The organism is Desulfosarcina sp. (assembly GCF_055467485.1).
Map to the genome: position 1 here is coordinate 77,498 of NZ_JBUOIV010000001.1, position 25,151 is coordinate 102,648.

At 49.9% G+C, this 25,151-nt stretch carries 20 protein-coding genes; 8 read left to right on the forward strand and 12 right to left on the reverse strand.

Annotated features, from left to right (window positions below; all coding sequences use genetic code 11):
* Positions 1-111 precede the first annotated feature (111 nt).
* Genes ACZCED_RS00385 through hisI form a run of 7 tightly spaced genes read right to left on the reverse strand, consistent with a single transcriptional unit; the run spans position 112 to position 5,242 of the window.
* Positions 112-411: an HNH endonuclease gene (locus ACZCED_RS00385; protein ID WP_462971258.1), complete on the reverse strand. Its 300-nt coding sequence runs from the start codon at positions 409-411 to the stop codon at positions 112-114.
* Entirely contained in the window at positions 408-1,289 is an 882-nt protein-coding gene (locus tag ACZCED_RS00390; protein ID WP_462971257.1) for an ATP-grasp domain-containing protein, read from the reverse strand. Before ACZCED_RS00390 ends, ACZCED_RS00385 begins: the two co-directional genes overlap by 4 nt.
* Positions 1,289-2,152 carry a GTPase Era gene (era, locus tag ACZCED_RS00395; RefSeq protein WP_462971256.1) on the reverse strand — a complete coding sequence of 288 codons (864 nt, stop codon included), beginning with the start codon at positions 2,150-2,152 and terminating at the stop codon, positions 1,289-1,291. The genes ACZCED_RS00390 and era overlap by 1 nt, the downstream gene beginning before the upstream one ends.
* A 10-nt stretch (positions 2,153-2,162) precedes the next feature.
* A complete protein-coding gene (yihA, locus tag ACZCED_RS00400) occupies positions 2,163-2,783 on the reverse strand; it encodes a ribosome biogenesis GTP-binding protein YihA/YsxC (protein ID WP_462971255.1) in 621 nt (206 codons plus the stop codon).
* A 15-nt stretch (positions 2,784-2,798) separates the two neighbouring features.
* A complete protein-coding gene (locus ACZCED_RS00405; protein WP_462971254.1) occupies positions 2,799-3,941 on the reverse strand; it encodes a pyridoxal phosphate-dependent aminotransferase in 1,143 nt (380 codons plus the stop codon).
* A gap of 51 nt (positions 3,942-3,992) precedes the next feature.
* The gene (hisG, locus tag ACZCED_RS00410) at positions 3,993-4,868 is read right to left on the reverse strand and encodes an ATP phosphoribosyltransferase (RefSeq protein ID WP_462971253.1); all 876 of its coding nucleotides are present in this window, start codon (positions 4,866-4,868) and stop codon (positions 3,993-3,995) included.
* Positions 4,865-5,242 (reverse strand): phosphoribosyl-AMP cyclohydrolase, encoded by a 378-nt coding sequence (hisI, locus tag ACZCED_RS00415; protein WP_462971252.1) that lies wholly within the window; start codon positions 5,240-5,242, stop codon positions 4,865-4,867. Before hisI ends, hisG begins: the two co-directional genes overlap by 4 nt.
* 292 nt (positions 5,243-5,534) lie before the next feature.
* On the opposite strand from hisI, the gene ACZCED_RS00420 reads away from it, so the two are divergent.
* The 3 genes from ACZCED_RS00420 (at position 5,535) to ACZCED_RS00430 (ending at position 11,150) form a co-directional block, all read left to right on the forward strand.
* Positions 5,535-7,940 (forward strand): penicillin-binding protein 1A, encoded by a 2,406-nt coding sequence (locus ACZCED_RS00420; protein ID WP_462971251.1) that lies wholly within the window; start codon positions 5,535-5,537, stop codon positions 7,938-7,940.
* Positions 7,941-8,052: 112 nt separating this feature from the next.
* On the forward strand, positions 8,053-10,506 hold the full coding sequence (locus ACZCED_RS00425; protein WP_464859967.1) for a sensor histidine kinase: 2,454 nt from the start codon (positions 8,053-8,055) through the stop codon (positions 10,504-10,506).
* Positions 10,507-10,511: 5 nt separating this feature from the next.
* Positions 10,512-11,150: a response regulator gene (locus ACZCED_RS00430; RefSeq protein ID WP_462971249.1), complete on the forward strand. Its 639-nt coding sequence runs from the start codon at positions 10,512-10,514 to the stop codon at positions 11,148-11,150.
* 60 nt (positions 11,151-11,210) lie between these two features.
* Here the strand turns inward: ACZCED_RS00430 and ACZCED_RS00435 are convergent, their stop codons facing one another.
* The 3 genes from ACZCED_RS00435 to ACZCED_RS00445 are packed head-to-tail and all read right to left on the reverse strand — an operon-like array spanning position 11,211 to position 15,899.
* Entirely contained in the window at positions 11,211-12,089 is an 879-nt protein-coding gene (locus ACZCED_RS00435) for a HEAT repeat domain-containing protein (RefSeq protein WP_462971248.1), read from the reverse strand.
* Between the two features lies 1 nt (position 12,090).
* Positions 12,091-12,552 (reverse strand): hypothetical protein, encoded by a 462-nt coding sequence (locus tag ACZCED_RS00440; protein WP_462971247.1) that lies wholly within the window; start codon positions 12,550-12,552, stop codon positions 12,091-12,093.
* Positions 12,486-15,899, reverse strand: a complete 3,414-nt coding sequence (locus tag ACZCED_RS00445; RefSeq protein WP_464859968.1) for a UvrD-helicase domain-containing protein — start codon at positions 15,897-15,899, stop codon at positions 12,486-12,488. The genes ACZCED_RS00440 and ACZCED_RS00445 overlap by 67 nt, the downstream gene beginning before the upstream one ends.
* Before the next feature lie 249 nt (positions 15,900-16,148).
* Between ACZCED_RS00445 and rdgC the strand changes: the two genes are divergently transcribed.
* From rdgC to ACZCED_RS00470, 5 genes are all read left to right on the forward strand, one after another.
* Positions 16,149-16,763, forward strand: a complete 615-nt coding sequence (gene rdgC, locus ACZCED_RS00450; RefSeq protein WP_462971245.1) for a recombination-associated protein RdgC — start codon at positions 16,149-16,151, stop codon at positions 16,761-16,763.
* Between the two features lie 14 nt (positions 16,764-16,777).
* Positions 16,778-17,302: a hypothetical protein gene (locus ACZCED_RS00455; RefSeq protein WP_462971244.1), complete on the forward strand. Its 525-nt coding sequence runs from the start codon at positions 16,778-16,780 to the stop codon at positions 17,300-17,302.
* A gap of 223 nt (positions 17,303-17,525) precedes the next feature.
* Positions 17,526-18,641 (forward strand): DNA polymerase III subunit beta, encoded by a 1,116-nt coding sequence (dnaN, locus tag ACZCED_RS00460; RefSeq protein ID WP_462971243.1) that lies wholly within the window; start codon positions 17,526-17,528, stop codon positions 18,639-18,641.
* 20 nt (positions 18,642-18,661) lie between these two features.
* Positions 18,662-21,058 (forward strand): DNA topoisomerase (ATP-hydrolyzing) subunit B, encoded by a 2,397-nt coding sequence (gyrB, locus tag ACZCED_RS00465; RefSeq protein ID WP_464859969.1) that lies wholly within the window; start codon positions 18,662-18,664, stop codon positions 21,056-21,058.
* A gap of 354 nt (positions 21,059-21,412) precedes the next feature.
* A complete protein-coding gene (locus tag ACZCED_RS00470; RefSeq protein WP_462971241.1) occupies positions 21,413-22,207 on the forward strand; it encodes a thymidylate synthase in 795 nt (264 codons plus the stop codon).
* A gap of 112 nt (positions 22,208-22,319) precedes the next feature.
* On the opposite strand, the gene asnS is transcribed toward ACZCED_RS00470, so the two are convergent.
* Positions 22,320-23,702, reverse strand: coding sequence for an asparagine--tRNA ligase (asnS, locus tag ACZCED_RS00475; RefSeq protein WP_464859970.1), 1,383 nt, complete (start codon positions 23,700-23,702; stop codon positions 22,320-22,322).
* Positions 23,699-25,126: a Do family serine endopeptidase gene (locus ACZCED_RS00480; RefSeq protein ID WP_464859971.1), complete on the reverse strand. Its 1,428-nt coding sequence runs from the start codon at positions 25,124-25,126 to the stop codon at positions 23,699-23,701. The genes asnS and ACZCED_RS00480 overlap by 4 nt, the downstream gene beginning before the upstream one ends.
* Positions 25,127-25,151: the final 25 nt, after the last annotated feature.

Genomic DNA, 25,151 nt, shown 5'->3' on the forward strand with positions numbered 1-25,151 from the left:
TTGATGTTGTCAACAGCGATGCCGCTAAAAGCGCCGTCGCGTCCTCATTGAAACGAAGGATTCCCAGCCATGAAATTCACCGTCCATCGTCATGGATTCGACGGACGCTTGTTACGGCATGGCTTGAAGCTTCTGGAGGTATGCATCCCATTCCATGGGAAGCAGTTGTTTTTTTTTGTTGTTGCAGGATTTGCAAGCCGGCACCACATTTCCCTTGGTGCTTTTGCCTCCTCTGGCCACCGGAACGATATGGTCCATCGTCAGCTCGGCTGCCGGTATCCGCCCGTCGCAATAGTGGCAACGGCCTTTGGCACATTTTCGTTTCCACCACTGGGACTGCCTCAGTTCCCGGGCTTTTTGTCGCTCACGCGTGAGATCCTGCTCATCCAGATCATAGGCAAACGGCTTCATCGCATCTCCTTGTTCGCCCTTGTCATGGAGGACCGGCTGCCTGCCAGCCCCAATCCAACCAGCCAGTTGTCGATCTCGGCCTGCAGCATCTTATAGAAGCGGACAGATCCGCCTAAACCGGTTCTGCCGAAGAAGTAGTTGATCTCCAGAAAAAGCGGTTTCAGGTCGCTTTCTGCAGGCCCGGATCGATCAAAAATAAAATCGAACCCGGCCAGATTGATTCGCGTCTGTTGGCAGAAGCTGCGAGTCAAGGCCAGGACCGTCTGACGAAGCACCGGGTCTGATTGCGTGTCGATCCGCGCACCCGTGGCCAGGCCGGTGCCAAAAACCCCGGGGTCGTCCTGAATTCTCCAATAGGCCGCCTGGGTCTGTCCGATCACGGCAACCCGCAACGTCCGATTCGACTCGGCGATACGGGCCTGTATGACAAATCCCCGCTGACCGGACTGCTCATAAACCGCCGCCTTGATAAGGGCTTGTTCCAAGTCAGATTGGGATCGGAGCAGAAAGACCGTTTCCCCTTCCCCTCCCCAGTCCAGTTTGAAGACGAGGGGAAAACCGACCTCGTGCACCCCCGCGCCGCAACGCTGGAAGTGCTTGATATCGTCAAAGACCCAGGTGCGGGGATGGGGGGCTCCCAGGGCCTGAAAAAGCCTGGCCTGACCGGTTTTTCCGGGATATTGAAAGCGTGCATCATAATCCGGGAAGACATGGGGGCAGTTTTGTCTGACCATGCGGTAGAGCGTCTCCCGGCACCCCTGGGGCAGAATGACGGCATCGGCGGCCACGATGGCTGCCAGATCTTTTTCATCCGGATCCCTGCCGGCACAAAGCCTGTTGCTGTCGGTTTCGTAGCAGGGATGAAAAGAAAGAATCATTAGTACCCGAACTTGCGCAGTGCCTTGGTATCCCTGGTCCAGTTTTTCTGCACCCGCACAAAAAGTTTCAGAAAAACCTTGGCATCAAGCATCTTCTCGATATCCTGCCTGGCCGCCTCGCCAATTTGCTTGAGTTTGGTCCCTTGTTTGCCGATGACGATGCCCTTTTGAGATTCCCGTTCCACGTGGATGGTGGCATGAATCCGAATCCGTGTGCCGCTTTTCTCTTCCTTGAAGGAGTCGATGGTAACCGCCACGGCGTAGGGAATTTCCTGCCCGGTAAGCCGGATGGCCTTTTCCCGGACCATTTCAGCGGCAATGAAACGCGCCGGCAGGTCCGTCAGACTCTCGGGAGGGAAAAAGGGTGCCCCGACGGGAAGGGCGGCTTCCATGGCATCCATCAACCGATCGACCTGTTCGCCGTTTTTGGCGCTCACGGGAACCACGGCTGCAAAAGGAAACATTCCAGACCAGCGTTCGATCTGTGACAGCAATGCCGGCCGCTGGACCTGGTCGATCTTGTTCAGGGCCAGCATCACCGGGAGTCGCTGTTGGGAAAGCTTGTCGAGCAGCAACCGTTCCGCCGGTTCGTCCGGGCTGTGGGCATCCACCACCAAAAGGACAAGATCCACTTCAGACAGGGTAGACAGGGCCATGTCGACGATCCGGGTGTTGAGCGGGCTCTTGGCCCGGTGGATGCCCGGGGTGTCCAGAAAGACCATCTGGGAACCGGTCCGGTGAACCACGCCAAGGATCCGGTTGCGGGTCGTCTGGGGTTTTTTGGATGTAATCGATATCTTCTGGCCCAGCATGTGGTTGAGCAGGGTTGACTTTCCCGCATTGGGTGCGCCAAGGATCGCCACAAAACCGGATCTAAAAGCGTGGTTTGAGTCTGGTCCGTTCGGGGTGTTCATCGAGGACGGCCCTTTCTATGGCCGACCAGACCTCCGGTTTTCCCACCCGCGTCTTGGCGGAAAAAAGGATCAGGACGGATTCGTCCACACCGATGGCGGCGCCGATGGCCTGTCGCTGTTTTTTTTGTGCAGATTTGGATAGCTTGTCCGCCTTGGTCAGCACCAAAATAGGCGTGCGGTGGTAAAGTTTCAGCCAGTCGATAAAGTTTTGTTCTTCGATGCCCGGGATCCTGCGAATGTCCATGATCAATACGACCGCTTTAAGCGTTTCCCGGCCTTTGAGATAGGTCTCAATCATGGGTCCCCAATTGCGCCTCACCGATGCGGGAACCCTGGCGTATCCATATCCGGGCAGGTCAACCAGTGAAATCCGGTCATTGACCGTAAAAAAATTAATCAGCTGCGTCCGGCCGGGTGTCGAGCTTGTTTTTACCAGTCGCTTCCTGTTGACCAGGGTGTTGATCAATGAGGATTTTCCGACGTTGGAGCGACCGGCGAAGGCTGCTTCAGGATGCAGGGCCTCCGGATATTGGGAGGGTTTGACCGCACTGGTGACAAAGTCTGCCGATTTAACGATCATGTCTCTGTCCCCGGTTCATTGGCGCGCCTTGAGGTAAGCCTCCAGGCGGTTCATGCCTTCGGCGATGTTTTCCATGGAGTTGGCGTAAGAGAAGCGCAGGTATCCCTCTCCGTTCTGGCCAAAATCGATACCGGGGGTCACCCCCACGCTGGCCTTTTCCAGGATGTCGAATGCCAGGGCGTAGGAATCTTTAGAGATGTGCCGGGCGTTGGCAAAGACATAGAACGCGCCGGTGGGCTCCACGGTGATGCCCAGCCCCATTTCCCTCAGGCGTCGGATCATGAAGATCCGTCGCTCGTTGTAAATGCGCTTCATACGCGCGACGTCATCCCCGGACTCCTTCAGCGCGGCGATTCCCGCCTTCTGAATCATGGCATTGGCCGAAATGAAAAAGTTCTGCTGCACCTTTTGAATGGGGCGGATGAACGCCTTGGGTGCGATGAGGTAGCCCAATCGCAGACCGGTCATGGCAAACAGTTTGGAAAAGCCGTTGAGTACGAAGGCCCGGTCCGTGAACTCGAGGATCGAATGCTCTTTTCCTTCATAAACCAACCCGTGGTATATCTCGTCCGAGACGATCCAGGGCGGCATGTCGGCAATGGCTTCCATGCGCGCTTTGGAGAGCAGGTTGCCCGTGGGGTTGGAGGGCGAGTTGATGAAGATGGCCCGGGTGCGATCAGACAGCTTTTTTTCGATGGCCTCCGGACGATATTGGAACCCGTCTTCCTCGAAGACCGGCACCTTCACCGGTTCGCCCCCGACGAACTTGATGAAGTTGGGATAGCAGGCGTAGTGAGGATCTGAGAGGATCACCGGATCTCCGGGTTCCAGGAGGGCGGCGAAGGTCATGAAAATAGCCGGCGAACTGCCGGAGGTGACCACCACCTGGCCCGGATCGACCCGCACACCATAGGTGTGGTGATAATACTCGCAGATCGCTTCGCGCAACTCAAGCAAGCCCAAGCTGTGGGTGTAGTGCGTGAATCCGTCCATCAACGCCTTGCAGGCCGCAGCTTTTACACATTCCGGCGTGTCGAAATCGGGTTCTCCCACCTCCAGGTGGACAATGTGCTTGCCCTGGCACTCCAGCTCGCAGGCCCGTTCCAGCACATCCATGACGATAAAAGACGTCATCTCCTCGGTGCGGTGCGATGCCATGGATCCCTTCTCTCCCTTTATTGGCGCCGATCATGTGAGGCGAGCGACGCGTTAGATCACCTTGTTGAGCGGATATTCGATGATACCCTCAGCACCGTTTTTCAGCAGGACGGGAATCAGGTCCCGCACCACGCCGGTGCCGACAACCGTCTCCACGGAAAACCAGTCGGACTGATAAAGAGACGCCACGGTGGGCGCGTTGAGGCTGGGCAGAAGCGTCACCACCTGTTCCAGCTTGTCGTGGGGCACATTCATTTTGATTCCCACCATCTTTTCACCCAGCAGGGCCCCTTTCAGGAGAAGGGCGATTTGTTCGATCTTCTCCCGCTTGTGAGGGTTCTTCCATGCCTGGCGATTGGTGATCAGTTGGGTGTTGGTCTGCATGAGCTCGTGGATGATTCGCAAGCCATGGGCCCTGATGGTGCTTCCGGTCTCGGTGACCTCCACCACGGCATCTGCCAGGCCGGAAACCACCTTGGCTTCCGTGGCGCCCCATGAAAATTCGACTTTCACGGCAATGTTGCGCGCCTCGAAATAACGTTTGGTAAAGGCCACCAGTTCGGTGGCAATTTTCTTGCCCTTCAAATCGTCAAGCGCTCTGATCGGAGAATCATAGGGCACGGCCAACACCCACCGCGCCGGCCGGGCACTGACCTTGGAATAGATCAGGTCTTCCACCACATGAACATCGGAGCTGTTCTCGGCAATCCAGTCCTTGCCGGTGAGACCGGCATCCAAGGTGCCGTTTTCCACATAGCGCGACATCTCTTGGGCCCGGCAGATGGTGCATTCGATCGTGTCGTCGTTGATTTCGGGAAAGTAGCTGCGATCGTTGACATTGATTGTCCAGCCGGATCGTTTAAAAAGGGCAAAGGTGGCGTTCTGCAGGCTGCCCTTGGGAATGCCCAGCTTCAGGGGTGTCGTCATACCTTGTAAACCTCCTTGGGGTCGAAAACCGGCTGCCCGATGGTAACCAGCTCGCCGCCCTCCTCTTTCTGGTGAAAGCAGCTGGCATATCCGGTGTGGCAGGCGGCCCCCCCGGCCTGTTCCACCTTCAGCAGCACGGTATCGTCGTCGCAGTCGACGCGGATTTCCTTGACACGCTGAATGTGGCCAGAAGTGAGTCCTTTTACCCACAGGGTGTCGCGGGACCGGCTGTAGTAGGTGGCCCGGCGGGTTTTCAAGGTCTCTTCCCAGGCTTTTCGGTTCATATAGGCCAACATGAGGACCTCTCCGGTTTTTTCGTCCTGGGCAATGGCCGGTATCAATCCGCCCATTTTTTCGAAATTCAGTTCGATCATTCGTTTTCACTCCACCGTAAAGATAAAATCGATTTGTCGTTCGCTCGAAAGTCCCGCCGCAAGCGACGGGGAATGCACAGGCCAGCGCGGTTCATACATTCATGCAAATCCGGATTATCTAACCACATCGCCTGTGGGAGTCAATCCCTTTTTTCCGCAACTGCGGGATAATCTTGCGAAAAATTATTTACTCTGATAGGGTAATGCGGTTATCACATCCGGGCTCGGACCATGGGGTTCGTCGCTGCAGCCGCCGACGCTCCCGAAACAAGAACAGGTTTTATACGTAGCCATGTCCAAAGAAAAAAGCGCTTCTCAAATCCTGAAAAAACGGGCACGCCACCAACCGGGGGCGATCATTGGCCGGCTTGCCAAGTGGTCGCTGATCATGGCCGTCGTCTTGATGTTCATGGGTGCCGCAACCATGGTGGGCGTCTATTTCTATTTAAGCGACGACCTGCCCAAAATTACGTCACTGACGGACTATCACCCGTCCATCATCACCACCGTCTATTCCGACGACAACCGCAAAGTCGCCGAATTTTACAAGGAACGGCGCATCGTGGTTCCCCTTTCAAATATCCCCATCCAACTCCAGCAGGCCTTCATCGCCGCTGAAGATTCCCGGTTCTACAAACACCAGGGAATCGATCTGTTCAGCATTATCCGGGCTTTTATAAAGAATATCGAGGCCGGCGCCATCGTTCAGGGCGGCAGCACCATCACCCAGCAGGTCACCAAATCCTTTTTGCTCACCCCCGAGCGCAGTTACGAACGAAAGATCAAAGAGGCGATCTTGGCCTATCGGATCGACAAGACCTTCACGAAGGAGGAGATTCTTTACCTGTATCTGAACCAGATCTACCTCGGCCACGGCGCCTATGGCGTTGAAGCTGCCGCTGAAAATTACTTCGGCAAATCGGTCAGCGAACTGAGCCTGGCGGAGTGTGCCATTCTGGCGGGGTTGCCCCAGGCGCCCAGCCGATACTCCCCCTTCCGGTTTCCCGAGCGGGCCAAACAACGCCAGATTTATGTGTTGAACCGAATGCTGGCAGAAGGGTTTATCAATAACACCGAGGTGACCGAGGCCATCGACGTAAAGATGGACATCAAGCCGCGCCGCAATTGGTACATTGAAGAGGTGCCCATATACACGGAACACATCCGGCGGTACGTGGAAAAAAAATATGGAGAGGAGGCCCTTTACACCCAGGGACTCAAGATTTACGCGGCGGTCAACATCGAAATGCAACGGGCTGCCCGTCAGGAGGTTGAAAAAGGCCTGCGTGAACTGGACCGCCGGCTTGGATATCGGGGTCCGGAAGCACATCTGGCTCCCGAGGAAATTGAGAGCTTCAGTGATGAACTCCAGCTCTCGCTGCAGGAAACCCCGCTGGCCGAGGGGTCATCGACCAAAGGCGTGGTCATCGATGTGAATGACAAGGAAGGGACCGCCACCGTTCGCATGGGCGATGCCCGCGGGACCGTATCCATCGAAGACATTCGCTGGGCGCGCAAACCCAATCCGAACCTGGCTTTTTACCAGGCTCAGGTGAAAAAGGTCAGCCAGGTTTTGAAAACCGGGGACGTCATTCTGGTGCAAGTGGTTAAAAAAATGAATTCAGGGGGCCTGTGGGAGGTTTCCCTGGACCAGGTACCCGATGCCCAGAGCGCCCTGATGTGCATCGAGGCCGAAACCGGCCTGGTGAAGGTGATGGTGGGCGGGCGCGACTTCATGGAGAGCCAGTTCAACCGAGCCATTCAGTCCCGTCGCCAGCCGGGCTCCGCGTTTAAACCCATTATCTACGCTGCCGCGCTGGACAAGGGGTTTACCGCGGCAACAGAGATCATTGACGCCCCCATTGTCTTTAAAGACGAGGTCAATGACTTCACCTGGAAACCGAAAAACTACGGAAAGAAGTTTTACGGCCCGACGTTGCTCCGCGAGGCCCTCACCAAGTCGCGCAACGTCGTTACCATTAAAATACTTCAGGAAATCGGCATCGACTACTGTATCGAATACGCCCGACGGCTGGGCATTACGTCCGACCTGGCCCGTGATCTCTCTATCGCTTTGGGATCCTCCGGCGTGTCTCTTTTAGAACTGGTCAATGCCTATGCCGTTTTCGCCAATCAGGGATATCTGGTGGAGCCCGCCTTCATCACCAAAATTGAAGACCGCTTCGGTAACATCCTCGAGGAGATGAATCCGTCAAGGGAGCGGGTCATCGACAAAAGCACCGCTTACATCATGACCAGCCTGCTGGAGAGTGTGGTCCAAGAGGGAACCGGCAAACGGGTCAAGGCCCTGAACCGGCCGGTGGCCGGAAAAACGGGAACGACCAACGACCTTCAGGATGCCTGGTTCGTCGGATACACCCCGCGATTCATCTCCGGTGTCTGGGTGGGCTACGACAATGGACGAACGCTAGGCAAGGGGGAGACCGGGTCACGAACGGCCAGTCCGATCTGGCTGGGTTTCATGGATAGGATTTTAAAAGATAAACCGGTGCGTATGTTCCAGGTCCCCGAAGGCGTGGTTTTTGCAAAAATCGATGCGCAAACCGGCCTCTTGCCCATCCCCGAATCCAGAAAAACCCTGTTCGAATGTTTTAAAGAGGGATCCGTTCCTACCGAATACACGAAAAAGCCGGATACCATCGTCGACGCCGAATCCTTTTTCAAGTCCGACATGTAGCCGTGGCCACATCGCTGTCTTTTCGTATTTTGTTCTGCCGTGCCGAGGCTGTTGACCTTTTTGACCAGGTTTCTCCGCACGGCAGGATCCATCAGCAGCCGGGGCCTGATCGATGAAGTTAAGATCCATTCTGAGGGTGCTTTCCCTGCTGGCCTTCCTCTCCGCCTGCGTTGCCGGCTATCTGTACTATAGCTCCTTGAAAGAATACGCCTTTCAAGAAGCGGAACGCAACGCCCTGAATCGGCTGCAGACCACCAAGAAAAACCTGTCCGCCTTTTTTTCCGAAAACATCAAACCCGTGCGGGTGCTGGCGGCGATGCAGCCCCTGGTAGATGTTCTTGTTCACCCGGATCCACAGACCCTCAACGCCGCCAATGCGCTGCTGGACCTGTTCAAAAAGACCCTGGATGTGGAGGTCTGTTACCTCATGGACCTGCGGGGAAACACTCTTGCCTCGTCCAACCGAAACGATCCGGACAGCTTTGTGGGTATGAACTTTTCCTTCCGCCCCTATTTTCAGGACGCCATGCAGGGGCTTCCGGCCAGTTACCTGGCCCTGGGCACCACCTCGCGAAAACGGGGTGCGTACCACAGTTACCCGGTGTACCGAAAAAATTCGGATACCCCGTTGGGCATTGTCGTCATCAAAGCATCCATTTTTTTCGTTGAAAAGGAACTGACACCGGAGGAAACCAGTATCCAGTTGGTCGTGGACCCCCAGGGGATGATTTTTATCTCCAGCCGGTCTGAATGGCTGTACCAGCTCCTGTGGCAGCTAAAGCCGGATGATATCAGGCGGCTGCGACAAACCCGGCAGTTTGGCAACGGCCCCTGGCACTGGACGGGGCTCCGGAAAAATGGAGAAAAGGAGGTCATTGACGCTTCCGGAAAACCGTACCTGTTTCACCAGATTGCCGTCGACGACTACCCGGGCTGGAAAATTGTCCACCTGTATGACCTCAAAGCCGCATCCAAGCTGGTTTCCGAACCGCTGTTGAAAATCATACAGCCGGTCATCATCGTCCTGTGTTTGCTGCTGGGAGCCTCTATTTTTTTTCTATACCGCCAAGCCAGTCTGGAAATCGCCAGACGCCGCACCGTGGAACATGCGCTTCGAAAAAGCGAAGAGCGATACCGATCCCTTTACCACCATACGCCGGCCATGTTGCATTCGATCGATAAAAATGGAAGACTGGTCAGTGTCAGCAACTACTGGTCCGATGCCCTCGGATACACACGAGAGGAGGTCATTGGCAAAAAACTCACGGACTACCTTTCCCCGGATTCCCGTAAATATGCAGAGGAAACGATTATTCCGACTTTTTTCAAAAAGGGATTCATCAAAGACGTCCCCTATCAGTTCATCAAGAAAAACAACGAGATTATCGAGGTTCAAATTTCGGCTATCACCGATCGTGATGAGCAGCGACAGACCTTCAGGTCGCTGGCCGTTTCCATCGATGTCACCGAACGAAACAAGGCCGAACGGGCACTTCAGGAGGCCAAGGAAGCGCTCAGCAGCTACTCCAAGGACCTTGAGAGTCAGGTGCGCAAACGTACGCGTGAAATTTCGGGTATTCTCCAGTACACGCCGGCCGTGGTCTATATCAAGGATGCCGACGGCAAATATACCATGGTCAATTCAAAATTCGAGGAATTGTTCGGCATCCGCTCCGCCGACGTTCGCGGCAAAACCGACCAGGACTTTCTCGCCCCTGATATCGCCGACCAGTTCTTTAAAAATGACGACCGGGTCCTTCGTGAAAAACAGTCCATTCAGGTGGAGGAAAGCATCGTTATCGACGACGATGCGCACACCTATTTGAGTACCAAATTCCCCCTTTACGACGGCAAAGGACGGGTGACCGGTGTATGTGGCATCGCCACTGACATCACCGCACTCAAAAAAGCCCAGGAACGGCTACGGCGGCTCTCGGCCAGCATTATGACGAACCAAGAAAAAGAACGCGCCTATCTGGCCCGCGAACTTCACGATGAACTGGGACAGGTGCTCACTGCGCTTCGCATGGAAGCCGTGTGGATCCGCAGTCGCGTGATCCAATCCGACCCGATCGCTTCGGCCCGTGCATTGACAATGTGTGAACTCATCGATAAGACCATTGAAGAAGTTCGCGGCCTGGCCATCCGTTTGCGACCGGGCGTTCTGGATCATTTGGGATTGGTGGAGGCGATTGAATGGTATACCGCGGATTTTGAAAAGCGGTATGACATCAGCTGTGTGTTCGAACACGACGACGGGCCGGAAATCCGGGGCAGTATTGCTACGGCCGCCTACCGCATCTCACAGGAGGCGTTGACCAATGTCGCCCGCCACGCATCAGCGACCCGCGCCAAGGTGACCATGTCGTTTGACAACAGCAATTTATCGCTCACCATCAAGGATAACGGCAAGGGCTTCGAACCGGATTCCTTGGGTGACGCCGAAGGATTAGGCGTGGCAAATATGCGCGAACGCGCCAACCTGGTGGGTGGATTTTTCGATGTTCAATCCAGACCCGGGGGAGGAACCCGGATCCGCTTCACCGTAGCCTTAACCGAAAGCTGACCATCATGATCAGGGTTCTTCTTGCCGATGACCACAGCATTGTTCGCGCCGGACTGCGGCGAATCGTCGAAGAGAGTGGAGATATTGAAGTGGTGGCCGAAGCCTCGGATGGCCGGGAGGCGGTGTTGGCCGTTCGAAATGAGAAGCCGGATGTGGCCGTGATCGATATTTCAATGCCTATTTTAGACGGCCTGGAAGTAATCACCCAGTTGAAAAGCGAATTTCCGGAGGTGCCCATTCTGGTGCTGACCATGCACGAAGAGCATCAGTATGTGGTTCGGGCTATCGAAACCGGAGCAATGGGTTACATCACCAAACAAAGCGCGCCGGAGCAGTTGGTCAAAGCCATTCGTAAAGTCCACTCCGGATCCTTGTTTTTAACTGACGAGGCCGCTGAAGCATTGGCCCTCAGGGTCGCCAAGGGTAACAAGGCCCAAAGTCCGCTGGACTCCCTTTCCACCCGCGAACTACAGGTGTTAAGACGCCTTGCCCTGGGCAACACCAACCGGGAGATCGCCTCCGCCTATCATATCAGCATTAAAACGGTCGATACCTATCGGTTCCGCCTGCTGAAGAAATTAAATCTGCGCAATAACGCCGACCTGTCGCGCTTTGCCATCCAGAATCACCTCATCGAAACCTGAACCGGCGGTTTATCTTCTAGTGCTCCGGTGCCCAGCGCCAACACCTTTCATCGGATACGCCTAACGCCTGGCCAGGAGCCGAAGCGCTGCCCGACGGATTTGTGCATCTTCATCTGCCAGCAACCCAACCAGGGTTGCTTTCAGGTGCACATCGTCGACGGGCGGCTGTGCCGATAGATTTTCCAAGACCTGACGGCGGACCCGGGCATCCTCATCCCCCAATAGCCGCAGATAGCCGTTGAAGATGGTCGTGGAGAAAGGAAGCATGGCCAAGCCGGATAACGCATCCACGCGCAAATCCGGCACAAGGGTTTCCAAACACCCGAAATAAACGTTTTCAACCTGGTCAATGAATTCGGCAAACCTCCATAGATTCAGCAAAATACTGCGCTGTTCCTCCATCGTCCCGGTTTTCAGGCGGGTGATCAACAAATCGAATACACGCACATCGCCCACCGATGACAGGGCTGCAACCACCGCGTCCTGAACATGGCGATCCGGATCGGGCATATGCAGCATGAGCGATTCAACCGCCTGCCAGTTTCCCTCCCAGCCGAGAGCCAGGGCACAGCTGCTTCGAACGGAGGGATTGGGGTGATTCAGTTTTTCCATCAGCTCGTCTTTCAAAGCCGAGGGGTCATCGCTCAAGGACGCGGCAAGGCTCAATTGCATGGCTGCCGAGTGTCGGACCTGTTCGTCCAGCGAGGTCTCGAGCATAAGCTTAAAAAGTGGCCATAGCACCCGTTCTTTCCCGGCGTATCCAAGCAGGGGAAGCATTTTCAATATCAGCGCCGTGTCGGCGTGGGGCAACGCATCCAAAAAAACCTCAACGGCAACGGCCGGTTCGGCAAGAAACGCCTCCACATCCGCCAGATAGAGGCGTACCTTTTCCAACAGCCGATCCGGCCGGTTCATGGGTATGAGCACGCCGGTTTTCATGTCATCCCTGTCGGCGGCGTTGCTGGTCGGCAAACACCTTGAGGATGTACTTGGCTGCAAAATCGTCTCGGCCAAGGTATTTAACACCTGTTTCCTGCACGTTTTTGCATATTTCCTTAACCCGTTTGTCCTTTTCATCAACGCGGATGAACTGCCTTTCTCTTTTTTGTTGAAAGACGACGGATTCACCCAGTTCGCCTTTGATCTGTTTGAATGTTTCCTCATCCATCGGATTGTCGCCGAACCATTTCTTTTCCACGGGGATGGATATCTCGACCATCACACAAACGTGCCAGTGGTCGGCGGTTATTTTTTTTGACTGATCCCAACCCAGCAGGGTCAGACCATTTTTTAAATTTAAAGACAAAAGGGGATCGGTTGGCATGATTTTCCTCTCTAAAACAGGGAAAGTTGTTCTTGGATTGGCTTTTCGGATCGCTTTGCGCCGGGAAAGGAAAAGCACGTATAACGATTGTCAATGTCTTCCAAAAACGGGGATGCCTGCCTGGTCTGCATGTGGCCATATACCCGTCTGCGGTCAGCCATGGTTAAAAAAAGGTGTCTTTTTGCCCGGGTCAGTGCCACATAAAATAGCCGCCGCTCCTCTGCCATGTCTGCCGGCCGGGTGTCTGATCGGTAGGGTATAAAACCATCTTCGCAACCGGCGATAAAAACAACGGGAAATTCCAAGCCTTTGGCGGCATGCATAGTAAGCAGAGCCACTTTTTCCACGCGGTGATCATAGAGGTCCGTATCTTTGCAAAGGGTGATCGCTGCCATAAACCCGCCGACCTCTTTTTGATACGCCTTGGACATTTCCAGCAAGTGGCCAATGCCACGTTCGAACCCACGGTCATCACGATATTTCCCACTCAAATTGGTCTTGCTCAATATCAACTCAATAATTTGCGTAACCGAGAACCCTTTGGCTTTTTCCTTAAAACGGGTTAGTCGTCCGATAAATTCATATAATTGTTGCTGACGTGCGTGGCCCATGCGGGGAATCGGCAGCCGGCAGGATTGAACCAATGCTTCCGCCAAGGTAAGCTTTTTCCGGTAAGACCACGATTTAAGAATCTCCACACCTTTTTTCGAAACCGATGAATTGAACAGCCCTGCGGTTGCTTGAAGATCGTTAAATATACCCGTGCCGGTTAGCAGTTTAATAACCGAAATCAACGCTTGTACCCCGGGGTGATCCAGAACGCTCTGCCGGTCGATCAACTGACATGGAATTCCGGCTTTTTCAAGTGCTTGCAAAATTATCTGACCCTGGTTGCGCATCCTGAACAAGACAGCAAAATCCGCGAAACTCAACCGTCTGTGATCCGCGGCCGCATCCACAGCGCCGGAATCCAGGGAATAAAAGCCGAGCCCTCCAATCATCTTTTCGATGGTTTTGCCAATGGCAACGGCTTCGGATTTTTCCGAAGCCAACTGCATGACGGGGATATGGCCATCGCCAGACATTTCCGAATAAACCGCATGCCGACCACCGCTTTCAAGCCGGTCTGAATTCTTTTCAATCACTTGGGCCGCGGCTTCCAGAATCGTCCGCGTGGACCGATAATTTTTTCTCAAATGAATGGTCTGAGAGTCGGGAAAATCATGTTTGAACCATTTAAAACAATCGACGTCCGATCCTCTAAACCCGTATATGGATTGATCCGGGTCACCTATAATCCGTATACTGGCAGTATCTCCGGCCAGGATCTTAACGAGACGATACTGGCCGGCGTTGATGTCCTGGTATTCGTCGATCAAAATATCGCTGACGGGATCCGCATATCGATATCGAGCATTCGTATTTTTTTCCAGCAAGTCAACCGTCCGGAAAATCAAATCTTCAAAATCCACAAGGGATTGAATGCGAAGCAGCTGCTCATACGTGTCATAGCAACGAACAAAAGATTCCAACCGCCCATGCGGACATACCTCGTCGAGGGGGTCTTTGCTGGATAGCATCTTTTCTTTGGCCAAGCCAATCCATGCCGCCATTTCATCCACGCTGGCCGCCGACCCTTTTTCTGGCAGGTCATTTAGGGCCATGGCATCACGAATCAGCATTTTGCGGGTATTGTCATCTACAACCGAAAGCATGCCATTCGCCACGGAACGCCTCAAGATGCGATAACCCAAAGCATGAAAGGTGCCAACAAAGGGAAGTGTGTATGAACCGCCCAAAATAGCACGAAGCCGCTCTTTCATTTCCATGGCTGCTTTATTGGTAAAGGTCACTGCCAGCAGATGGTTGACATCTACGCCGCATTCGATCAGACGGCCAATTTTCTGGGTCAACGTGCGGGTCTTTCCGGTCCCCGGCCCGGCAACGATAATCAAGGGACCATCTGGATGATCGACCGCCTGCTGCTGATCTTTATTTAAACATATATCCTTTTCAAGCGGTTCATCCGATTCATTGATCGCTGGCCCCATCGGATTATCTTCTAAATTACACTGGGTTGGTTTGATTTCGGCATCTACCCGTTCAAGATCTTTATCAAAACCCGAAAAAAGGCCCCGTTGACCTAACAGCCGATCCCTTTCACGATCGCTGAATATCCGAACGCTTCCGAAAAGCCCGTCATAGCCCGGAGAAAAAGATACGCGCTCGTCTCGCATTCGAATGATGGCTTCTGCCAGCAACGGCATGCCAGCTGATTCGATGGTTTGTCTGTCCAGGTAATGAAGTATATTCAATTCACTGCCCAGGAACGCCACTAATGCCCGGTAGCTGTCTTTTACTTTTTTGGACTGGGAACCGACCCTTAATATTTCGGCCAGCAAATCATCGAGTGGGATGAGCCGGTAAAAGGGAAAACCACGGTCCGGGCGGAGGCCTTCGGGACGGGTGGCCAGATCTTCCACGCGATGCAGCACCCCAAGTGTCAGCGGTTTGCCACAAACCGGACATTTTCCCTTATGAAATTGGGTCTGAGCTGGCGTAAAAGACACCTCGCATTTACGATGCCCGTCCACATGGTATTTTCCCTCTTCGGGGAAAAATTCAAAGGTGCCTGCAAATTGACGTTCATCTCCTTTTTCCATGGCAGACCGGATGGCGAAATAGTTCATTTCGGTTGTAAACAGATTGGCCTCACGACCCAGTTTTGAAGGTGAATGGGCATCTGAATTTGAAATAAGCGTAATGCGATCCAGGTTTGAAACCCGCCAGTTCATGGAAGGATCAGATGACAGGCCCGTTTCTACGGCAAAAATATAAGGGCTGAGATCTTCGAAACACGCCTCGATTGAATCAAACCCGGACCTTGATCCCAGCATTGAAAACCAGGGTGTCCATATATGGGCAGGAACGAGGAACCCATCCTCGGAGGTTTCCAATGTCATCTCCAGGAGATCCCGGGCATCTAGACCGAGGATCGGCCTGCCGTCGGAGGCTATATTTCCGATGTCTGCCAATCGCCTGTTGAAATGACGCACATGCTCTACTTCCGGAAAAAAAACAAGGTTGTGATTTTTTCGAGTCCTTCCCTTTTTTTTATATATATTACTGATTTCACAACTTAATATAAAGCGTACCGGGGCACGGCAAGAGACCGGCACAAATTCATCACAGCACCGGGCAATCTCCGCTTTCAGACGGTACATGCCCGGTTCTGCCGGTTCCAGTTTGTCAATGATTTCGGATATCCATCCAGGATGCGTGAAATCTCCGGTTCCGACCACCGTGATCCCCTTCAATTGGGCCCATATGTATAGGTTTTCAAAGTCGAGGTTGCGAGCTGTCGCCCGCGAAAACTTTGAATGAATATGAAGGTCGGCGATGAATGAATCTGAAATTTTATTCACTAAATATATAACCTTTTAAATTTATTAAAAATAACAATAATTATCCAGCATAGTTAAATATTGGGCTCTTTTTGTCAACATTCAATTGGGAATCTCTTTTCAACTCATCATACTAAAATGATTCAACTAATTATAGACAGGGGATACTCCCCCCAACTGTTAAAAATAGCTTGAAAAAAATACATAAAAACGCTATATGTATTTGTTTTAATAAAAATTTACACAACATTCGGTATATAGGTTCAATTAATGGGTATTCTTTCATCTTCCGTGTCTATCACCCCGTATCGCGTTGAAGGAAAATTGCCGGAACCGATTTTGGAAAGTGTGGCCACTGGACTCCAAAAAAATGCCGTTGAAGAGATAGACAACGAATCATCGGATAAGGCCGTTGGGTGGACGTGTTTCAACAACCCCTTCAGCACCGATTTTAAACAAACCCCTTTCCTCATTGGAACCCATTTGGTTTTCTCTATGAGAATCGATAAAAAATCGATTCCCTCTAAAATTATTCAAAAACACTACACCCTTGAAATGAATAAACGACTGGAAAACAGTGGGCGTGATTTCTTAAGCAAAACCGAAAAAAAAGAGATAAAAGACCATGTCGTCCACCTGCTGAGTTTGAGAATTCCGGCGACGCCGAATATTTATGATCTGATTTGGAACTACGAATCCAGCACGCTCTGGTTCTTCTCCAACTTGAAAGGGGCCAATGAAGAGTTGGAAACCCTTTTCACCCGATCTTTTAAATTGAAATTAATCCGGTTGTTTCCCTATACCATGGCATCCTTGACCTCACCATTGTCCGATGTGGAAAAAGATGCCTTGTCCCAGATCACCCCAACCCGGTTCGCGGAGTAAAATAAAAAAAACCCATGCTAGATGTCGCAATCGCTTATAACCGATATAAATTTATTGGAAACGAGTTTTTAACCTGGTTGTGGTTCACCATCGACAACGATCAAGCGTCTTTAAAAGCCGTTGATGCGTCCATTACCTCCCTATATCTCGGTAATCGGATCGTCCTGGAAAATAGCATCAATGATGCCAGTGAGATAATTACCATCAAAGGTGACGATGCCGGACTGGAAGAGGGTCTTTTATCTCTTCGAAAAGGGGCTGTTGTCGTTGAAATGAATCTTTCATACAAAACGGATAATCAGGAGTGGAAATTCACCCTGAAAGGGGAAAGCCTCAGTTTTTCAGGCCTAAAAGTTCCCGAAACCGGCCCTGTTGAAACCAACGCGGATATTGAAGGGATGGTCCTGGAAAAAGCCTTCCTGTATGAAAAGGCAATTGAACTGGTCAATCGTTTATTTAATTTTTTCTTACAATTAAGATCTTCTGTGGAATGGAATAAAAAAACCGTCCCACATATTAAAAAATGGATACATAGTTGATTGGGAACCATTATGGACAGACAGACATGTAAAAGCTGTCAATAAGTGGTCGTTTATTAACAATTTAAATTTTTCTGACACACAGTCTTTTTTATAAAACAACACTCATCAACTTATTAACAGTTAGAATCAATATAATTAAATAGAAAATCAATATTTTATAATCTTATGAGCTATTTGTCAGCTCCAACTAAGATAACAATATATTAAAAGGAATTATATTATGAAATTCATTATCAACAAATTCCAAATTGTTAATGTGCTGGCAAAAGTGCAAGGGTTAACCGGACGGCGGAGCAATCTGGCGATCACCGAAAACATACTGATTCGGTCTGGCGCCGATGGCATCCATCTGACCGCCACCGATCTTGAAACCGGGTTTGAAGGCTTTTATCCGGCATCGGTGGAAAAAGAAGGCGCGGTTGCCGTCAGTGCTAAAAAATTATTTGAAATTTTAAGGGAATTTCCTTCAGAAGATATACTGATTAACGAGGTGGAGAACCGGTGGATAGAGATAGGCAACGATAAAGTCCAGTACCATATCGTTGGTATGAATCCAGATGATTTTCCCGAAACGCCCCATATCACCGAAGTTGATTTTTTTTCCATCGATGCATCCGTTTTGGAAAAAATGATTGAACGGTCCGTCATCATATCTGCAGCTGGCGATGAAAAAAGAGCGCATATCAATGGTGTTTTTGTTGAAAGGACCCATGATGGGATTAATCGACTCCGGTTCGTTTCAACAGATGGAAGTCGTCTCAATGCGACTCATCATATTTACGCTACCCCGGAAGAGTTGCCTGTCGGTGAAGGCGTGTTGGTTCCTAAAAAAGGATTGAATGAAGTCGCAAAATTTTTAGACATCGACGGAGAAGTTCAGATTGGTATAAAAAACAGTAATTTTATAGTAAAAAAGAAAACGGAAACGATTATTATTCGTATGCTGGAAGGTGATTTTCCAAAATACGAGGACATTTTGACCAAAGGCAGTGATCATCTCATCAAACTGGATAAAATTAAATTTGGAAAAATGCTTAAACGAATGTCCATTCTGGCAACGGACAATTACAAGGGCGCTGTTTTTACCTTCAATGACAACAAACTGGTGGTAACCGCCACCAATCCCGATTACGGCGAGTCCAAGGAGGAAACGGAAATCGAGTTTTCCGGAAACCCCATCGAAGCCGCGTTCAACCCAAAGTTCTTTATGGATAGCCTGAGTGTCATCGATGAAGAGCATGTTATTATCAATATTGTTGACGGCAGCCGTCCCTGTATTGTCGAAGGGGACACGGATAATACGTTTATCGGCGTCATCATGCCGATGAGAATTTAAAAATACTGAGAATAAAAAAAATGAACGACAATTACGATGCAGATAGCATTGATGTTTTAGAGGGTCTTGAGCCGGTTCGTTTGCGGCCATCCATGTACATTGGAAATGTGGATGTGGCCGGTCTCCATCACCTTGTCTACGAGGTGGTGGACAATAGTATCGATGAGGCGATGGCCGGTTATTGTGAAAATATCCGAGTTACCATTCATACCGACAACAGCATCAGTGTGGAAGACAATGGCAGGGGAATTCCCGTCGATATTCACCGGACGGAAAATGTTCCGGCGGTAGAAGTGGTGTTGACCAAACTGCATGCCGGCGGCAAATTCGACAATGACAGTTATAAAGTGTCCGGAGGTCTTCACGGAGTAGGCGTGAGCGTGGTCAATGCCCTTTCAAAATTTTTTGAAGTTGAAATATACGCAAAGGGAAAAATTTACTACCAGACCTATGAACGAGGAATGAAAACCAGTGAATTGACAGTCATTGGTGAAACCAAAAAAAGAGGAACGCGGATTCACTTTGTTCCTGATGATCAGATATTCAATGTATCCGAATTCAGCTATGATATTTTGTCCCGCCGTCTAAGAGAACTGGCCTTTCTCAACAAAGGCGTCAATATAGCCATTGAAGATGAACGCTTCGATAAAAACGAAAATTATTGTTACGAAGGAGGGATTGTTTCATTTGTTGAATATTTGAACAAACGGCACACGGTCCTTCATGAACCGGTCTTTATCGAGGGATATAGAAACGACGTCAATATTGAAGTGGCCATCCAATACAACGGGACCTATAAAGAAAATATTTTTTCTTTCGCAAACAATATAAATACCGTGGAAGGTGGGTTTCACCTGATCGGTTTCAAAGCAGCGTTGACCCGATCCATCAACCAATATGCAGTAAATGGAAACCTTCCTAAAAATCTTTCAGCTAAAATCAGCGGTGATGATGTAAGGGAAGGGTTGACGGCAATTATCAGTGTCAGAATAAAATCCCCCCAGTTCGAGGGCCAAACTAAAACCAAACTAGGAAACAGTGAAGTAAAAGGGCTGGTTGAATCACTGGTTAATGAAAAACTCAGTGCATTTATGGAAGAAAACCCGGCTGTCGCGCGAAAGATAATAGAAAAGGCAGTGGATGCCGCCAGGGCAAGGGATGCTGCCAAACGGGCGCGTGACATGGCTAGAAACAAAGGTGCACTGATCGACTCCACCCTTCCCGGCAAACTGGCGGAATGCCAGTTATCCGATCCGGCGATGCGGGAACTCTTCTTGGTTGAGGGTGATTCCGCCGGCGGATCCGCCAAACAAGGCAGGGATAGAAAATTCCAGGCGATTTTGCCGTTGAAGGGAAAAATATTAAATGTGGAGAAGGCGCGGTTTGATAAAATACTTCGTAGCGAAGAAATTAAAAACATCATTACCGCTTTGGGAACCGGTGTGGGGAAGGAAGAATATAATATTGATAAAATACGCTATCACAAAATTATAATAATGACGGATGCGGATGTGGACGGATCCCATATTCGAACGTTGCTGCTTACCTTTTTCTATCGCCAGATGCCCGAATTGGTAGACAAAGGCTACCTGTATATTGCTCAACCCCCGCTCTTCAAAATAGGTAAGGGCAAAAGCGAATCATATATGAAAGATGATAGTGAACTGAATGATTTTATTCTGAAAAAAATATGTGAAAAAAAACAGGTCAAACTTGTTCCCAATGATAAAATACTGTCTGATCATCATCTTTTTATTTTTTTGTGTGATTTAAGCGAATACACGTCAGCCATGGCTAAACTGGAAAACCGCGGATTCGATCCGTTGATTGTAGAGATGATGATCAAGCTGGATGTTCAGGACAAGGCTTTCCTGCAGGACAGGGACAGTATGAATGGGTTAAAGGAAAAAATTGAAATGAAAGGGTATATTGCGGAAGCGCTTACCTGGAATGAAGATGATGACATTTTCGAACTGGTGGTAAAATCTACGGATCAAAGCACCTATCAGCAGAGCGTTACCATCGGCAGAAGTTTAATTTATTCTTCGGATTATCAAAAATGTTTGCTCTTGAATAAAAAGTTGGAAGGGGAGGATTTACCACCGTTTGAAATATACACAAATGATCGCGACGATGCGCCAGTAGTCATGGAAGATAAACGGCGCCTTTTGCACTATCTGCTCGAGGATGGTAAAAAAGGAATAAATATTCAACGATATAAAGGACTTGGTGAAATGAATCCCGAGCAGTTGTGGCAGACCACCATGCATCCCGACAAGCGCAATCTACTGAAAGTAACCGTAGAAGACGCAGTTGAATCGGATGAAATATTTACTATCCTGATGGGAGATGAAGTCGAACCCAGGAGGGATTTTATTCAAAACAATGCTTTGGAAGTAAGCATGCTCGATATTTGAAATTTGAAAAAAGAACCCCTGAAATTCCGGTAGGAAAATCAGGGGTTCTTAAATGGGTGCGCTCTTTTAAATTGCAAATAATATATCCGGTATCGGCTTCTGTATCAGGATCAGCTTCAGGAAAATGGAATCAGATTCAGGATGAGTCGAGGATCAGGTTATCTGCATTAAAGAGCAGTTTCTGATTCTCATACAAAGCTTGTATTTGTCAATATTTTTTTTTATGGATTCATAATTTTTAAAGATATCTAAGATATTGTAAAAATTGATATAGTTTTTTTAAAAAAGACAAACCGATTTTACTTAAATCGATTATTTTTATTAGATTTTAAATGACAACCAAGGTTTAGTAAAATGAAAATTCATCGAATAGATGCAAGAGATCTGCCGGACCTGTGGTTTCAAGCGGTGCATGATATTCTTGATGAAGGGAACCGTTTTACTATAGACCGAGGGTCCTATGCCGGTCAGACACGACTTGAATACGATTATTTCATCGGTCATGTGAAATATCCGGGTACCTTGCCATTGATTCCAGATATTCCTCCCTCTTGTGGTATACCCAATCCGGTTGAAGAGGCCTATATTTTCGGAGGAGAGGGATACAATCGGTCGTATGTTGAATATCTGATGACCGGACACAAGGAACCCGGAGAATCCTACACGTATGGTGAGCGATTGACACGCGTGCCACTTACCGGTGATAAACTTCAATGGTGGAAAGAAAAAAATCGGGATATCATCGATGAAAGACAAGTCGATGGAAAAGTTGTCTTTGAAGAAAATGGAAGGGTATATCTGAACCAGATAGAATGGATAGTAGATACCTACAGGAGATATGGGTCCCGCAACAATCAGATGGTACTCCAGGTGGCCCACCCGTCCGATGTAACTCTGCTCGATCCACCCTGCTTAAGATCTATAGACACACGCATACAGGATGGGACCCTCCATTTTATAGTTTATTTCAGATCTTGGGATCTGTGGGGGGGCATGCCGGCCAACTTGGCGGGTATTCAGAATCTGAAAGAATACATGGCCGGGGAAATTGGCGTCAAGGATGGAGAAATGATTGTAGAAAGCAAAGGACTTCACCTTTACGGGTATGCCGAAGAGTTGGCTAAACTTCGCTGTTTGAAGCAAGATTGATTAAAATGGGTGATCGAACCCTCCCAACGACTTGCCGTTGGGAATTAGATGGTAACCGCCGTTCACAAAAACGGTGTTGGCTTTATACAAACGGGAATAGAATATCGTTTTTTTAAAAATCAATATTTCCTGGTGTTCGGGGAAAGGGGATCACGTCCCTGATGTTCGACACACCGGTAACCAGCATCAACAGGCGCTCAAAACCAAGTCCGAATCCGCTGTGAGGAACGGTCCCATAGCGCCTCGAGTCCAGATACCACCAATAGCTCTCTTTGGATAGACCAACCGCAGTCATCCGCTTTTCCAATACATCCAATCGTTCTTCACGCTGACTCCCTCCAATCAATTCGCCGATTCTCGGTACAAGAATATCCATGGCACCAACGGTTTCATTGTCATCGTTCAGACGCATGTAAAATGGTTTGATGGTCTTTGGATAATCATAGATAATTATCGGTTTTTTAAAATGTTTTTCGGTCAGATAGCGTTCGTGCTCGGATTGAAGATCGGATCCGTATGCCAACGTAAACTCAAAGGATTCCTTTGATTCGAGCAGGATGTCGATGGCCGCCTGGTAAGGAAGACGTAAAAATTCGGAACTCATGATATTGTCGAGTGTTTTCATCAACGTTTTGTCAACGAAGCGGGCAAACAATTCAATGTCTTCAGAACAGTTGTCGATGGCAAAGCCAACAAGATGTTTGATGAAGGCTTCTCCTAAATCCATATTTCCTACCAGGTCGCAAAAAGCCATTTCCGGTTCAATCATCCAAAACTCGGCTACGTGACGGCTGGTGTTGGAATTTTCGGCCCGGAACGTCGGGCCAAACGTGTATACATCCCCTAATGAGAGGGCGAACATTTCAGCTGAGAGTTGGCCGGAAACGGTCAGATTGGATTCCTTACCAAAAAAATCCTTGGAAAAATCTATTTTTCCGTTTGATGTCGTTGGCATGGATGGATCAAGGGTCGTTACACGAAAAAGTTCTCCGGCACCCTCGCAGTCTGATCCGGTAATAACCGGGGTATGAATATAGCGAAAGCCCCGATCCCTGAAAAATTGATGAACGGCCCAGGAGAGTTCTGAACGGATCCTGAAAATGGCCCCATATTTATTGGTCCGTGGTCGTAAATGGGCAATGGTTCTCAAATACTCATCGGTATGGCGTTTTTTCTGTAGAGGAAAAGTATCAGGCGCCAAACTGACAATCTCTATTTTCGTCGCATGGACTTCCCATTTTTGGCCGCCACCCCGGGATTCCACGAGGTCTCCCCATACAGCTACAGCGGATCCGGTCGTCAGTTTTTTGATATGGCTGTAGTCGGGAACGCTTTCATCGACGACTACCTGCATGTTTTTCAGGCAGGAACCGTCATTGATCTCGAGAAAGGAAAAATTTTTCGAATCGCGTTTCGTTCGCACCCAACCCTGAATAAGCAACAGCTCAATGGTCTTTTCGGTTTTAAGCAATTCGAAAATTTTTTTTCTTTTCATGATCCACTTTCCTTCATGGTAGTGTTTACATAGTATAGATGACCATGACGCTGAACAAGAAGCACCACCGAAGGCTTATTGCGGTACTTGATGATGGCCGACTTAAAATCCCCCAGGTTCTCTATCCGTTTTTCGTCGATCTGACGGATTATATCTCCGGGCCTCACGCCCAACTGGTCCAGATGGGAACCCCGACTCATTTCTACGATAAGGACCCCTGTTTTCGTTTTTATGCCATAGGTAACCCGGGTCTGTTCATCCAGGTCGATGACTGTTAATCCCAGTCGCTGGCGGGCCAGTTCAAGGGCCCGGTCCGGTGGAAAGGTCGACGTTTTGATTGAAATGCGAGAAGTTTTTTTCTTTCGGCTTATTTCAACCGATAAGGTTTGACCGGCTGAAACGTCATTCAGCTTCGCCTGATACGCTGGAATGTCGGTTAGCTTTACGCCGTCTATGGAAAGGATGATATCGCCTTCACGAATGCCTGCTATTGCCGCCGGGCTTTCAGGTTCCACTGCTGTAATCATGAGTCCTACACCGCTTGGGATATCGAGATAGGTGGACAGATGGTAATCAAGGGGCTGAACCGTCAGGCCCACCCACACGTGAACGACCTCGCCAAAACTGATCAAATCTGAAATAATTCGTTTTGCCCGGTTTATGGGTATGGCAAATCCAATTCCCTGGGCCTGCGCATAGATGGCCGTGTTGATGCCGATCAACTCTCCATTGATGTTGAGCAATGGACCGCCACTGTTTCCAGGGTTGATGGATGCATCGGTTTGTATGAATTTGTGAAAAACCCGTTCACCGGTTTTAATGCTTCGATCGACCGAACTGATCACCCCGGTGGTGACCGTATTTGAAAAGCCAAAGGGGTTTCCGATGGCAATTACCGATTCGCCAATCATTAGGTCGTCTGAATGGCCCATTTGAATGGCTGGGAGTTCCTCTTCCGATTGAATTTTGAGCACCGCCAGGTCTGAATCCGGATCCATACCGATTATCGTCGCATCGAATTCGCGCTGATCGTTCAACGCCACGCTGATCGTGGTTGCCTTTTCGACAACGTGGGTATTGGTCAGAACCAAGCCTCGTGCGCCATCGATGATTACGCCGGAACCAAGACTGGTTCGCTTTTCCCGGCGTTCGAGTTCGGGAGAAAAAAAATCCCGGAAGAACTTATCTAACAGAGGATCCATGCCATATCCTGAAAAAGGACTGGAATTCTTGCGTATTTCATATTGTGAGCTTATATTGACCACTGCCGGGCTTGCTTTTCGGACCGCTTTGACGACACTGTTCTCCCGTGTGTCAATGCCGCAATAGCCGTTTTGCCAGGTGATAAGAAGCATGATCAAAGATCCTGCATAGTAGAGCAAGGATCTTTTTTTTCTGTCGATTCGTGTAACGGTCGTTGTCATTTAAACGTGTTTCCATAATAGTAAT

Bases quoted from the DNA above. Each gene is read 5' to 3' on its own strand.
- ACZCED_RS00385 (WP_462971258.1), bottom strand. From the start codon at position 411: ATGAAGCCGTTTGCCTATGATCTGGATGAGCAGGATCTCACGCGTGAG.
- ACZCED_RS00390 (WP_462971257.1), bottom strand. From the start codon at position 1,289: ATGATTCTTTCTTTTCATCCCTGCTACGAAACCGACAGCAACAGGCTT.
- yihA (WP_462971255.1), bottom strand. From the start codon at position 2,783: ATGATCGTTAAATCGGCAGACTTTGTCACCAGTGCGGTCAAACCCTCC.
- ACZCED_RS00405 (WP_462971254.1), bottom strand. From the start codon at position 3,941: ATGGCATCGCACCGCACCGAGGAGATGACGTCTTTTATCGTCATGGAT.
- hisG (WP_462971253.1), bottom strand. From the start codon at position 4,868: ATGACGACACCCCTGAAGCTGGGCATTCCCAAGGGCAGCCTGCAGAAC.
- hisI (WP_462971252.1), bottom strand. From the start codon at position 5,242: ATGATCGAACTGAATTTCGAAAAAATGGGCGGATTGATACCGGCCATT.
- ACZCED_RS00420 (WP_462971251.1), top strand. From the start codon at position 5,535: ATGTCCAAAGAAAAAAGCGCTTCTCAAATCCTGAAAAAACGGGCACGC.
- ACZCED_RS00425 (WP_464859967.1), top strand. From the start codon at position 8,053: ATGAAGTTAAGATCCATTCTGAGGGTGCTTTCCCTGCTGGCCTTCCTC.
- ACZCED_RS00430 (WP_462971249.1), top strand. From the start codon at position 10,512: ATGATCAGGGTTCTTCTTGCCGATGACCACAGCATTGTTCGCGCCGGA.
- ACZCED_RS00435 (WP_462971248.1), bottom strand. From the start codon at position 12,089: ATGAAAACCGGCGTGCTCATACCCATGAACCGGCCGGATCGGCTGTTG.
- rdgC (WP_462971245.1), top strand. From the start codon at position 16,149: ATGGGTATTCTTTCATCTTCCGTGTCTATCACCCCGTATCGCGTTGAA.
- ACZCED_RS00455 (WP_462971244.1), top strand. From the start codon at position 16,778: ATGCTAGATGTCGCAATCGCTTATAACCGATATAAATTTATTGGAAAC.
- dnaN (WP_462971243.1), top strand. From the start codon at position 17,526: ATGAAATTCATTATCAACAAATTCCAAATTGTTAATGTGCTGGCAAAA.
- gyrB (WP_464859969.1), top strand. From the start codon at position 18,662: ATGAACGACAATTACGATGCAGATAGCATTGATGTTTTAGAGGGTCTT.
- ACZCED_RS00470 (WP_462971241.1), top strand. From the start codon at position 21,413: ATGAAAATTCATCGAATAGATGCAAGAGATCTGCCGGACCTGTGGTTT.
- asnS (WP_464859970.1), bottom strand. From the start codon at position 23,702: ATGAAAAGAAAAAAAATTTTCGAATTGCTTAAAACCGAAAAGACCATT.
- ACZCED_RS00480 (WP_464859971.1), bottom strand. From the start codon at position 25,126: ATGACAACGACCGTTACACGAATCGACAGAAAAAAAAGATCCTTGCTC.